We start from the raw sequence: 12,905 nt of genomic DNA, 5'->3' as shown, positions 1-12,905 counted from the left end.
ATGCAAAATGATTCATTATCCGAATCGGCTGCGATTTGGATCAATTATTTGCTATACTGTATTCAAAGGCAACAATAAAATAAATGAATCCTATGAATGGAGACTAAACTATGAAATCAGAAAAATCGTGCGGAGCCATCGTGCTCTCCCCGGATAATACGAACCGAAAAGTACTGCTGATCAAACACGAAAATGGCGGCCATTGGGCATTCCCGAAAGGACATGTCGAGACCGGGGAAACGGAAGTCGAAACAGCTTTAAGGGAAATCAAGGAAGAAACCGGCTTGAGCACCGACCTCAGCACCTCATTCCGGAAATCAGTCAGTTACTCCCCTGCTCCCGACGTAATCAAAGAAGTCGTCTACTTCATCGCCTTCGCCCACACAGAAACGATTGAAAAACAAGATGCCGAAGTCACCGACTTCGCCTGGATGCCCTTCAACGAAGCGCTGCAGGCCATCACCTATGACAACGACAAAAGCATCCTGCAGTCCGCGATTGATTTTATTGAAGGTATGAAAGCCTAACACTGCATGCGAAAGGGCCACCTCAAGCCTGAGGTGGCCCTTTCGCATTGAAATTTCCGGTAACTTACAGTTCTCCGATGAACAACGGCTTCGCCGGAGTTCTTGAAGCTTTTCGATATCTTTCTCCGGCTAGCAACGTTTCATCGGAGTTTATGGACGATTTCCCGTCTGTTCTCCGGCGAACGCGGCCTTACCGGAGGTGCTGGTGATTTCCACCCCTGTTCTCCGGCCAACGATGGCTTCGCCGAAGTTCAAGTTCGCGCCGCCAAGTTGCAACTACACTTACAACGCTTCCGATCAATTACGCGTCAAAACGATTTCGACGGCAAATTTATCGTAGCGATGAACAGAAGTGGAGAACTCAAAGGCATTGCCGGTATCAAGGTAGCCGACCTGCTCGGCTACCGCCACTGGATCACTCTTTTCAAGTCCAAGCTCCTCCGCTTCAAAATCAGTCGCTTTGCGGACAGAAACCGTCCTGTGCGCACTTTGTATTTTCAAATGAAGCTCTTTTTCGATATAGTCATAAATGGATCCGTTGATATTTTTATCTTTAATGTCAGGAATCAAATCAATCGGCATGTAGATTTTTTCCATCACGGTCGGCTCGTCCTCCACATAGCGCACGCGATAGATGTCATATACAAAACTGCCAAGGGAAATATTCAACTTTTTCGCTGCTTCTTCCGGCACCTCCACAATCGAAAAATTCAGTATTTTACTATGGACCGTCTTCCCGGCATTGAGCGCAGTCGTGCCGCGGAACTGATTCGCCATCGTCACGCGCTCGATTTCTTCCGGGTTCAGGTCCTTCACAAAAGTACCGGAACCTCTCCTTTTGATTACCAATCCTTCCGCCACCAAGATGTCCAACGCTTTTTTGACCGTCATCTTGCTGGCATTGTATTGAATACACATATCTTTTTCAAAAGGAATCTGTTGATTGGCAACGTATTCCCCTTTTACGATTTTATTCCGAATATCATTGGATATGATGACATATTTTTGCATATTTTAACACTGCACCTCTCGTAGTATGTCCAGCTTTCTAAGGGCAAGATCAAATTAAGTAGATTTCCCACTAAAAAGTCTATATTTTAAGCATACACAAAATCTGAATTAAAGGCAATCATTGCTTTGAACATTTGCATAGCGCGTATATAATGTGAATAGGAACAGGAGATAACAGTAATGCCTCAGACGTTGAAGCAAAGCAACCCGATCTTAAATGAACGTCTTACAATATTTTTAAAGAGGGTGAAATCAATATGGCAGAAACGCATTATGTTGCTTATCCAGCAATTCTCGATGATACAGAAAATGACCCAGGAACATACACAGTGACCTTTCCGGATGTCCCGGGGGCAATTTCGCAAGGATTTGGCATTCCAGAAGCACTGGCCAATGGCGCTGAAGCATTGGAGTTGATGCTTTACGATGAAAAGCAGCTTCCGGCAGCCTCCGATTTATCCGCTGTCAAAGCCGATAATCCCGAAGCGATTGTGAGCTATATTATGATTGATCTTATTGCGGCTGCCAAAAAAGTGAAATTACCGGTCATCAGAAAAAATACAACGATTCCTGTCGATCTGGCTGAAAAAGCCGAAGAAGCCGGCATCAATTTCTCCGCAACCTTAACCGAAGCCTTGAAAGAAAAACTCTTTTATAGCCAATTAGAAAGTCGGTTTAATGACGGTCTTGGAGACCTCATCCACTCTGATGAGGTCATCGAATCCAACCAAGTAGATAATCCATTCAGCTCATTCTCCGACAAGGAATTGTTTGAATAATGGCTGATATATTTCAATAGTAAAAGCCCTGAGAAAAAATCTCAGGGCTTTTACGCGTTACGCTTATGTATTTTATAGCCGCTAGCCGGAGAACAGCTACTTCAGCAAGTCCCCTGCTCCGGTGAAGCACCCGCTCACCGGAGTTCACCGGTAACTTTCAGCCTCACCTCCGACAAAGCCTCGCTCGTCGGAGGAAACAACTTCGAATGCAGGCCCAACTCCGGCGAAGCCTCCGTTCACCGGAGCACAGCGATGCGGAAGCGTGCCCGCTTTCCCCATCCATCCATCGCATTCAAATCGAAAAGAAGTTATTCAGGATCCACTTGATCCGCAATGATTTGGGAACCAGTTGCATGAACTTCTGATGGGCCGTCAATTCTTCGATGGCTTTTTCGTTTCTGTCCAGATAGGCCGCGACGGTATCCAAAGAGACATCCTCGTCAGTGAGGCGTTGCATCATTCTTTTCATGTCGGGACCGGTGATCAAGGCGTGCTTGTCGTGCAGTTGGTATTTTTCGCCCTCCACGGCAATGCTCTTGATGAGCAGCAACAAGGCGATATTGAATTTAGTCCCTTTGAATGTCACGATGCCGATATTCGTCTGGTTGTCCTCATACCAATAGTTGCCTGCATCGTAGTAGAGTGCGCTCTTCAGAAAATCAAAATCGCGGGTAATCTGATCGTTGTTCAAGGTCAGATAATCCCCGGTCCGCAGCAGTTTCTCCATATTTTCACGCACTTCATTGGAAACAAAACCCTCGTCGCTGATGAATTTCGGGGGCCTGCCTTCTTTCGTCATTTCCACCTGGATGCGCTTTGCCTTGACATCGATATCTTTCACGATCCACACCCGGCCCGCCAACAGAATTTTGCTGTCGAGCTGGATATCCGGCGTGAACGGCAGACTGCCGATGCGCTCATGCTGGTAATGGACAGAAAAATCGCTGGTCGTGAAAAACAGTGCGTAGAAATCTCTGGAGCGCAGCAGCCGCTCGCCTTCCAAGCCCACAATCGCTTCGTCCTCCATGATTTCGATGAATTCTTTTTCCACCATGTAATCAAGCAACAGCGCCAAATCCGTGTCCGAAATCGCCGACCAGACCTGAAAAGTCTTGTTCAGTTGCAACAATTGCGTCAGCGGCATACTGACCTTTTGGAAAAGGATCGCCATCACTTGATGCGCCAAAGCATTGTAGGGTGTCTCGATCATCTCCGTGGCATCCATTTCCCCCCGCTCGAGCAGATCCAATGCGGCGTAGGTCTGCAGCATTTCCCACGTGTCGTCTTCCACGATGTGCAGAATGCTTTGATGGGTCCTCCGACCGCTGCGTCCGAGTCTTTGGCTCAACGAGGAAGTGGACGGAGGCGATCCGTACTGCACCACGCTGTCCACCGATCCGATGTCTATCCCCAATTCCAAGGTGGAAGTGCACGTGATCGTGAACAACTGGTCCTCGTTGTGTTTGGCAAAAAATTCCACTTCTTCACGCAAAAGCTTATCAACCGATGAATGATGGGCAAAATAGCGGATGGGTGCGTTCTGCTTTTTCGCCATCTTTGCGAGTTTATGGGTGATCTCTTCCACCCGGTTGCGCGAATTCGGAAAAATCAGCATCGTTTCCGTCTTGGAATATTGATAGATCGCCTCCAAGGATTCCCTTGCGACGAACGGACCGGCCTCGCCGCTCGTATAATCGATCGTGATGAGTAAGTCATTTTTCACACGATCCACAAGAATATCCGTGTCCCGCGGGCTACCGAAGAAGGCTTTCGCATAGCCGAAATCCGTCTTGTTCAAAGTGGCGCTCATCGCGATGAAACGAGGAACCTGCATAAATTGGCTGATCCGCTGCAGCAGCGATTGCAGATGGATCCCCCGCTCCGTCCCCAGAAAACTGTGCAGCTCATCGATGATGATCCACTCCACTCCTTTAAAAAGGTGCTCCGCTTCGCCGGGCCGGTTCACCAGCATCCCCTCGATCGATTCCGGCGTGATCAGCAAGACGCCTTTCGGTTGGTTCACAACTTTCTTTTTCTGCGCCTGGGAAACTTCACCATGCCAACGCGTGATCGGCACATCCAAATATGCACAAAGCTCACTGATGCGCTGAAATTGATCGTTTATCAGGGCTTTCAAAGGGGAAACATACAGCACCTTCAGCCCCGTGTCCCAATCTTCGACACTGTTCAGCGCCGGAATGAAAGCCGCTTCGGTTTTTCCCGAAGCCGTCGGAGCCGACAAGATCAGATTATGCTCGGTGTTGGCGACCTGTTTGATGGCGGCGCTCTGGATGTTCGTCAGGCTGGGCCAGCCCTTGTCATAGATGTATTGCTGGATATCGCGGCTGAGACTGTCGAATGCCTGCATCAGTAAACCTCTATTTCATCGTGGTCATCTGCATCCTTCGCCACGATGGCGGATTTTCTGCCGAACCGATCGGCAAGGATATGCGAGAAGGAATAGTCCGGATTCTGGCGCTGCAGGGACAGGATTTCGATGTAATCCTTGATGACCGATCGCGGCGTCAAGAAGGCCGCGGCTCCCGGACGGTTCAGCTGATCTTCCATGTATTGCTGGATTTCGCTGTCCTTCACCACCAGCGTCGTCTGATAAGCCGTATTGTAAATTTCCAGCAACTTGGTCAAAAGGATAAAGATCTCTTCCGGTGTCAGCGGCTTCAGATCGATGACGGTGCTGTTGACGTTGACATAGTCTTTATTTTTCATCAATTCATTGCCGAAGCGGGTTTTCAATGCGCCATAGCTGGCCAACCCTCTTCGCTCGTCATAGACCGTATGCTTCGTTGCGCCGAAATTGATGAACAGGCCTTTTGCCTCATTCGTTTTCGTTTCGTTGTACAGATTGAGGATCATCTCATAATTTTTTTCACGGGTCAGCGAGCGGGGCAATTTATAAAGATTGACGGATTCATCAAAATTGATGACAAATCCCTTGTAGCCGATTTTCAAGAATAATTCCGCCAGATTCTTCAGCGCAATGAGATAATTTGCATCGTTGATGACGTTCTTGATGCCTAGTTCCTTGGATGCTTCCGTCTTTGTCGTGATATCCCCGCGGATCCAACGAATCGCTTCAATCTGCAGGGACATATTATCGTCCGCGATCCCTTCGAAATATTTCATCAGTGCTTGTCCAAATTCATAGGAAAGCCCGGATGAGTAGAAGGAATTCGTCGTCTTCAGGATGGCGTTCTCAACCAATTTCCAATGGGCCTTTTCCATCAAAGCGGGAACGGTCAGGCCGTTTTCCGCGGCAAGCTGCTCGAGCAGCACCTGGATCCATTGCTGGACGATGGTCTCGATGGCATTCCCGTCGCGGTTGTTCTTGATGACGATCTTGTTGACGACTTCATTATATAGCGCCAACGCTTTCCCGGAGGAATCATAGAAACGCCGCGTCGGAGTCAAGTCGATCGTCGAGACGACGAAATTCTTTTGCAGCGCCAACGATTCGATCGTCCGCAAAACAAAACTTTTCCCCGAACCGAAATCGCCTACCCAAAAACGCAGATCGCTGTTGCCGTCTTCCAAATTTTGCAACGTGTCGATGATTTCCTTGACTTCGTTGCTTCTGCCCACCAAAACGTGCTGTACCCCTTTTACCGGCACGACGCCGGCCTCAAGCGAGGCAATAATCGTTTGGGCATCCTTCTTTCTCAGCTTAGCTTCAGCCATAGAGCCATTCCCTCATTTCTTCCATAAAATCTTCCTCAATGATGACCTGTTGTTGGCTGACCACCAGCACTTGATCATCAAATATTTCATACAGCACATCATTCAACTCAGTGAGGTATGCCTGATGGAGTTTCCCTTTATTTTTTGCCTGTTCTTTGAAATCATCCAAAGATATCCCGTCGCTTGCCACCAAATGTTTGAGGAATGCCAGATGCTCAGATTCCTGATCGGTTTCCGGCTCTTCCGCCACTGCCGGCGACAGCTCGATTTCGGCAACAAAATCCAGCTCGAAGGCCGAACCCAACCCCTCTACAGATTCCTCATCGCTAAGGTAAGTGTCTACCATATCAATGATCGTATCGAGGGCCGAATGCGATGCGCTGATCAAGGCTGTGTCCAGTTTGATTTCTCTGCGTGCCGGTTGCGCACATGCCTTCAAAAGTTCCGGCAAACTTTCGATAGACAGATCTTCGTCACTCAGATAACGCTGATAATCGGCCTTTCTGGTTGGATGAATGAAGACATCCCGTTCTTTTTGCAGCGCTTTTGATAGCGGCAACGCCTGCTTTTCCATCAAGCAAATAAACAGCATGCGCTTATCCGGATCCTCGATCTGTTTGATCACCTTCGAGGCAATCTTTTTCAGATCTGGATCATCCGCAACTTCCCCAAGCAGCCCACTGAACTGCTCGACCGGTTGGTGGATAAACAGATTGGCAGCCTCATGCCAGACGGTCTTGTTCACGTTCCGCAAGGCTGTTATGGTCGGATAATCCAGCTCGATCTCAACTTTCTGGCTCAGAGAATCTTGAATCTTCAGGAACGTTTCATCCGGAAAATATTGTTTCAGGGTCTGCAGACTTTCCTCATCAGGCAGCACGCGAAGTCCCTCGACCTCGCGACGGACCGTGTTTTCAGTCAGGATGTACAGATCCATTGGCAGCCGGAACGTTTCCGTCCAGACTCGGCAATCTTCCAACGGCAGTCGGAAATATTTCCGGAAATAATTATTCGGTTTAATCTTCCATTTGATGGATCCATCCTCCAGATCACGCAATACGATCTGCAAAAGATCCACGTATTTCGACAAGCAAAGGATCATGACGGACGGCACTTCCGTGAACCGCGTCGCTCTTTTCGAAAGCTGATTAAAATGCTCCATTTCGGTGCTGTCGAAAATCTGCTTGTCACGCACGCTTCCCGACGGATCCCACCAGACGATTCGGGTGCCGAATGGCGTCAATCCGAACCGTTTTCTGGTCTCCTCATCCGGAGATGGCAAATAATTGCGGTACGCCTCAACCTCACGGATAAGGATTTTTTGGATATCCCGGGACAACATGGCTTTCAGATCGTAGGAAAAATAAGCATCCGGGTGCATATTGTCCTGTCTGTAAAACGAGAAAACCACTTCTCTGGCCAGCCGATGGATTTCATCAAAAACGGAAACATGATAATAGTAACGATCGTGCTTCACATGCTTGATGTTTTTACGCTTTTTCTTCAGTTCGACGTCGACGAAAGCGCATAGGCTTTCAAATAAAGTACCCACCGCCTCCTCCACTTGCCCTGTCAAATTGTCATTCAATCTCACGGGTGGCGAAACATAGCTGATCCATAATTCTGTTTTTGCTTCCGTTACAGCTTTTTTTGGAGCAGTCTGCTTTGCGATGAGATCTCTCGGATTGATGAAAGATTCCTCGTTCTTAACCAATTCGATGATCGACAATTTTTCCTCGTCGCTCATTTGCTTATTTCTGAATATTTTATTTACGAATTCAAACATCTTGGACGTTCCCCCTTTCCAAGTCACTGTGCAGGATACCCTCTTAGTATACGTCGGATGGCGCGCATATTCAAGAACGCGTGTTCTATACAGGCTAGATTAAGAGTACTTCTCCTTGCGTTCAAATAAGAGCCGTAAAAATATGGTCCGAAATAAGTCACAAAAAGAAGAGATTTAAAAGTATTCAGAGTAAATTCCCGTATATTTTAGAGGATTGGTGTGAAGGAAAAGACATGAAAAATAAATGTAGTTCGATGAATCGACAAATTGAATGTTGTCAGAAAGAACACCACGATTCCCGTCGACCTAGCTGAAAAAGCTGAAGAAGCGGGCATCAATTTCTCTGCAACATTAACCGAAGCCTTGAAAGAAAAATTAAGAGTCCAGTTCGTTGGACTCTTTTTGCATACGGCATCTGGATAAGCACCGGTAAAATAAAACCTCTAAAATGAACAAGAAGTCAACCCCTTGACTAGGGTACAATGTGGCTAAACATTTCTATTATTTTATCCGCGACATATAATGTAAACGCTTGAAAAAAGTTTATAATAATGTTATCACGTATAAAAGGGGTTGCAAGTATGAAGAAAATGAGTTTATTAACCCAAATCGTCATCATGACTATTATGGGTGTCGTGGTTGGCTCGCTTTTCGGTGAAAACGTCGGCTTTTTAAGCGTCATCGGGACATTGTTCCTACGTCTCATCCAAATGTCCATTGTATTGTTGGTAATGGGACAGATTATTGAAGCTGTTGGCGAATTAAATCCAAAAACACTGGGAACGATGGGGGTTAAAACATTTACTATCTTTTTGATATCCTCCGTTTTAGCTGGTGGGATGGGTGTACTGTTCGGTGTGTTGTTCCAACCAGGTACAGGTATCGACAGTGCTTCGATTTCCGGAGAAGGTTTCAAAATGGCTGAAGTAGCAGCAATGTCATTTGGAGAAACAATTTTGAATTTCTTCCCTACGAATATCATGCAAGCTTTGGCTGAAGGAAATATTGTTCATGTCATTGTATTCTCAATTTTATTTGGTTCGGCTTTGAGCTACGTGAGAGTAGAGGATGAAGAGAACACGATTTTAGACATTGTTAAACGTTTCAATAAAATCATTTTGCGTTTGATCAGCATGGTTATGATTATTGCTCCAGTCGGTATATTTGCTCTTATCGCTTCGACAATTGCAAATATGGGATTGCAAGTTATCTTACCATTGTTAAAATACTTAGGCGTTTATGCATTAGGAACTTTAGTTTATCTCGTTGTATGGTTCTTATTAACATCATTTTTCTGCCGGGTCAGCTTTTTCCGTCTGATATACAACATGACGCAAATCGCAATCATGGCACTCGTTACAACATCTTCAGCGGTTACGTTGCCGACTGAGTTGAAGGATGCCCGTGAAAAATTGGGAATTGAAGAGCGTGTATCAAAACTGGTATTGCCTTTGGGTATGACCCTTAACAGTAACGGTTCTGCTATGCATATGGCGATCACCGTCATCACAATCTCTCAGATTTATGGTGTGGAATACTCAATGACGAACTACATCTATATTGCATTCTTGGCTGCGCTTGCTTCTTTGGCAAATGCCGTTGTTCCAGGAGCTGGCTTGGTATCTTTGGCTATCGTAGTTCCGCAAATGAACTTGCCGATTGAAAGTATCGCCCTTTTTGCCGGGGTAGAATGGTTCGTGGGAATGTTGAGAACAATCCTGAATGTGACTGCTGATACAACAACAGCGCTGATTGTCGCTAAAACTGAAGATGCAATCGATTATGATATTTTCAACCATGGGATCATTCAAGAAGTATGATAAAGTAAAAGCCGCCTTGCATATCATCATGTGCACGGCGGCTTTTTGATTGGGCTAGTTTTTTCGAGCTGCTTTATCGTTTTTGGTATTGCGGATGGAGGTCCGGATGGTCTCTTTAATATCCCCACTTCTAGACTTGATGCTGTATCGGCCGCAATGCAGAATGCAGGCTATAGTTTCCTTACAAAATCGGCTAAACTAAAATGAGGCTGGACATGTACTATGCGGATGAACCGCTATAGTTTCCTTACAAAATCAGCTAAACTAAAATCAAATGATATGGTTTCTAAGCGCACCCATAGCTATAGTTTCCTTACAAAATCGGCTAAACTAAAATGCAGATTGCGCAGCTGAAGGATAAAGGCGTGCTATAGTTTCCTTACAAAATCGGCTAAACTAAAATGTCATCATAAACGGGTTCCGCTTCATTGACGCTATAGTTTCCTTACAAAATCGGCTAAACTAAAATTTCCCCAAAGGTACCTTCACACCTGTAGGGGCTATAGTTTCCTTACAAAATCGGCTAAACTAAAATACAACCGATATCCGAGTTGGTGCCGACGCTGCTATAGTTTCCTTACAAAATCGGCTAAACTAAAATGGTTCAGTAACACTTGAGCCGGTTGCTTCGGCTATAGTTTCCTTACAAAATCGGCTAAACTAAAATCAGACGTGGCTAACGAAGAATTGCGTTTGTGCTATAGTTTCCTTACAAAATCGGCTAAACTAAAATATGTGTTGGCGATTACGGATAAACGCCTACGCTATAGTTTCCTTACAAAATCGGCTAAACTAAAATGCCCGCCGTGATCTACTACCGCGTTCTCCCGCTATAGTTTCCTTACAAAATCGGCTAAACTAAAATGACTGGTCAGCTACAAGTGAGGAGGCGTAGCTATAGTTTCCTTACAAAATCGGCTAAACTAAAATGTATCAATATGCCGTACGTTTTAAAGATGGGCTATAGTTTCCTTACAAAATCGGCTAAACTAAAATTCACTACCCAATGGATAGAAGCTATCGGCAGCTATAGTTTCCTTACAAAATCGGCTAAACTAAAATACAGCGACAACTGCTTTGGTACCGCAGACGGCTATAGTTTCCTTACAAAATCGGCTAAACTAAAATACAAACGCAAGTGCTAAGGCGAGTAGTCGCGCTATAGTTTCCTTACAAAATCGGCTAAACTAAAATAATACGGAATTTTGTATAATGTTTTATCATGCTATAGTTTCCTTACAAAATCGGCTAAACTAAAATCCCGTTCTCCCCAGGTACCCGGGTCTGCCAGCTATAGTTTCCTTACAAAATCGGCTAAACTAAAATAACCCCTGTAGTATCTCGCCGCCCGTTTCTGCTATAGTTTCCTTACAAAATCGGCTAAACTAAAATAACGGCCTTATAACGTTCTCATGCTTAAGCGCTATAGTTTCCTTACAAAATCGGCTAAACTAAAATTCTCTGGATGAATTCCTATTAGATATCCGCGCTATAGTTTCCTTACAAAATCGGCTAAACTAAAATTGCTTGCCTCTTCTTTATCAAGGAACTCCCGCTATAGTTTCCTTACAAAATCGGCTAAACTAAAATCTTTGAGCTTTAATAGTAACAGGCATATCTGCTATAGTTTCCTTACAAAATCGGCTAAACTAAAATGCAAATTCTGAACCTTCACCATTTTCAGATGCTATAGTTTCCTTACAAAATCGGCTAAACTAAAATATGACAATGTATATTATACTGTAGATATCAGCTATAGTTTCCTTACAAAATCGGCTAAACTAAAATACAAACAAAGAAAAGGAAGCGTGAGTGCTAGCTATAGTTTCCTTACAAAATCGGCTAAACTAAAATGCATACTCAGACTTCGAGACGTTCTGATATGCTATAGTTTCCTTACAAAATCGGCTAAACTAAAATTTGGCATCATAGCCTACTTGTCTTTCCATGGCTATAGTTTCCTTACAAAATCGGCTAAACTAAAATCAATTCACTGAACGCAGACCAGCTCCCAGGCTATAGTTTCCTTACAAAATCGGCTAAACTAAAATTTTCAGGAGTATCATGTTATTGCATCATGGGCTATAGTTTCCTTACAAAATCGGCTAAACTAAAATGCATGGCTGACAGCCTTGTTAATATTCAAAGCTATAGTTTCCTTACAAAATCGGCTAAACTAAAATATATCAAATATACGGTACGCAGTCTCAGTGCTATAGTTTCCTTACAAAATCGGCTAAACTAAAATTATTTCAACTCGCTCACCAGCAGCAACATTGCTATAGTTTCCTTACAAAATCGGCTAAACTAAAATAGCGTGCTGGATTTCCTAGCAACTCAAATCGCTATAGTTTCCTTACAAAATCGGCTAAACTAAAATAAGTTGTGTAATTAGAAGCATTGAGTTGTAGCTATAGTTTCCTTACAAAATCGGCTAAACTAAAATTAAAGTGTTAGAACCTTTTATACCTTAAGTGCTATAGTTTCCTTACAAAATCGGCTAAACTAAAATCCGTAGTGCCACGCGTCCACATCCCCAAACGCTATAGTTTCCTTACAAAATCGGCTAAACTAAAATTTCTGCGTGCTGTAGGCGCGTTCCAAGGTCGCTATAGTTTCCTTACAAAATCGGCTAAACTAAAATGACAATATCTGATTCTGCGTCAAAAGCGAAGCTATAGTTTCCTTACAAAATCGGCTAAACTAAAATCAAGCTTAGTCAATGCAGCGCGGTTAACGAGCTATAGTTTCCTTACAAAATCGGCTAAACTAAAATATTTTCTCGGGTTGCTCACCCGGTGTACCCGCTATAGTTTCCTTACAAAATCGGCTAAACTAAAATCTTCCGATTCGACGCGCCAAGTCATTGAGAGCTATAGTTTCCTTACAAAATCGGCTAAACTAAAATCAAAAATATCAGCCATGCCATTCAATGTGCGCTATAGTTTCCTTACAAAATCGGCTAAACTAAAATCTTTTTTTGGATTATTATACTAAATGGTTTGCTATAGTTTCCTTACAAAATCGGCTAAACTAAAATTCAGTTACAGATCTTGAGTGATTATTAATAGCTATAGTTTCCTTACAAAATCGGCTAAACTAAAATGCCCGAAAATAACCATGTCATCCATATATCGCTATAGTTTGGTTCTATAATAAATGGTGTTGATGAAGTAAATTTCATCAACACCTTTTTTGTGAAAAGTGCAAAAAAAAGGACAAATGAAATACTCTGTTAAAATAAAGGTGACTAAGCCAGATATTTTAAGGAGTGATTTCATTTGTC

Annotated in this window: 8 protein-coding genes and 1 CRISPR repeat array; of the genes, 4 read left to right on the top strand and 4 right to left on the bottom strand. The window is 44.2% G+C overall.

What is annotated here, in order from left to right; all coding sequences use genetic code 11:
• Positions 1-110: 110 nt before the first annotated feature.
• A complete protein-coding gene (locus C8U37_RS11735) occupies positions 111-527 on the top strand; it encodes a bis(5'-nucleosyl)-tetraphosphatase (RefSeq protein WP_108033413.1) in 417 nt (138 codons plus the stop codon).
• 297 nt (positions 528-824) lie between these two features.
• On the opposite strand, the gene C8U37_RS11730 is transcribed toward C8U37_RS11735, so the two are convergent.
• Positions 825-1,538: a GntR family transcriptional regulator gene (locus tag C8U37_RS11730; protein ID WP_108033412.1), complete on the bottom strand. Its 714-nt coding sequence runs from the start codon at positions 1,536-1,538 to the stop codon at positions 825-827.
• Positions 1,539-1,795: 257 nt separating this feature from the next.
• On the opposite strand from C8U37_RS11730, the gene C8U37_RS11725 reads away from it, so the two are divergent.
• A complete protein-coding gene (locus C8U37_RS11725) occupies positions 1,796-2,317 on the top strand; it encodes a type II toxin-antitoxin system HicB family antitoxin (RefSeq protein WP_108033411.1) in 522 nt (173 codons plus the stop codon).
• Between the two features lie 292 nt (positions 2,318-2,609).
• Here the strand turns inward: C8U37_RS11725 and C8U37_RS11720 are convergent, their stop codons facing one another.
• Genes C8U37_RS11720 through C8U37_RS11710 form a run of 3 tightly spaced genes read right to left on the bottom strand, consistent with a single transcriptional unit; the run spans position 2,610 to position 7,799 of the window.
• A complete protein-coding gene (locus C8U37_RS11720; RefSeq protein ID WP_108033410.1) occupies positions 2,610-4,685 on the bottom strand; it encodes a DEAD/DEAH box helicase in 2,076 nt (691 codons plus the stop codon).
• Complete coding sequence (locus tag C8U37_RS11715; protein ID WP_108033409.1) at positions 4,685-6,013, bottom strand: BREX system ATP-binding domain-containing protein; 1,329 nt, start codon at positions 6,011-6,013, stop codon at positions 4,685-4,687. The genes C8U37_RS11720 and C8U37_RS11715 overlap by 1 nt, the downstream gene beginning before the upstream one ends.
• Positions 6,006-7,799, bottom strand: coding sequence for a tellurite resistance TerB C-terminal domain-containing protein (locus tag C8U37_RS11710; RefSeq protein ID WP_108033408.1), 1,794 nt, complete (start codon positions 7,797-7,799; stop codon positions 6,006-6,008). Before C8U37_RS11710 ends, C8U37_RS11715 begins: the two co-directional genes overlap by 8 nt.
• 267 nt (positions 7,800-8,066) lie before the next feature.
• On the opposite strand from C8U37_RS11710, the gene C8U37_RS11705 reads away from it, so the two are divergent.
• A complete protein-coding gene (locus C8U37_RS11705; protein ID WP_425445666.1) occupies positions 8,067-8,222 on the top strand; it encodes a type II toxin-antitoxin system CcdA family antitoxin in 156 nt (51 codons plus the stop codon).
• Between the two features lie 158 nt (positions 8,223-8,380).
• Positions 8,381-9,619 (top strand): dicarboxylate/amino acid:cation symporter, encoded by a 1,239-nt coding sequence (locus C8U37_RS11700; RefSeq protein ID WP_108033407.1) that lies wholly within the window; start codon positions 8,381-8,383, stop codon positions 9,617-9,619.
• A 169-nt stretch (positions 9,620-9,788) separates the two neighbouring features.
• Positions 9,789-12,725: direct repeats of the CRISPR family, unit length 36 nt; unit sequence GCTATAGTTTCCTTACAAAATCGGCTAAACTAAAAT.
• Between the last annotated feature and the right edge of the window lie 180 nt (positions 12,726-12,905).

Origin of the sequence: Trichococcus patagoniensis (genome assembly GCF_003051085.1) — a bacterium.
GTDB classification, from domain to species: Bacteria; Bacillota; Bacilli; order Lactobacillales; family Aerococcaceae; genus Trichococcus; species Trichococcus patagoniensis.
Note: the sequence above shows the minus strand (reverse complement) of the source record. Positions and strands in the feature narration are given on the sequence as shown.

Bases quoted from the DNA above. Each gene is read 5' to 3' on its own strand.
- C8U37_RS11735 (WP_108033413.1), top strand. From the start codon at position 111: ATGAAATCAGAAAAATCGTGCGGAGCCATCGTGCTCTCCCCGGATAAT.
- C8U37_RS11725 (WP_108033411.1), top strand. From the start codon at position 1,796: ATGGCAGAAACGCATTATGTTGCTTATCCAGCAATTCTCGATGATACA.
- C8U37_RS11720 (WP_108033410.1), bottom strand. From the start codon at position 4,685: ATGCAGGCATTCGACAGTCTCAGCCGCGATATCCAGCAATACATCTAT.
- C8U37_RS11700 (WP_108033407.1), top strand. From the start codon at position 8,381: ATGAAGAAAATGAGTTTATTAACCCAAATCGTCATCATGACTATTATG.
- C8U37_RS11715 (WP_108033409.1), bottom strand. From the start codon at position 6,013: ATGGCTGAAGCTAAGCTGAGAAAGAAGGATGCCCAAACGATTATTGCC.
- C8U37_RS11710 (WP_108033408.1), bottom strand. From the start codon at position 7,799: ATGTTTGAATTCGTAAATAAAATATTCAGAAATAAGCAAATGAGCGAC.
- C8U37_RS11730 (WP_108033412.1), bottom strand. From the start codon at position 1,538: ATGCAAAAATATGTCATCATATCCAATGATATTCGGAATAAAATCGTA.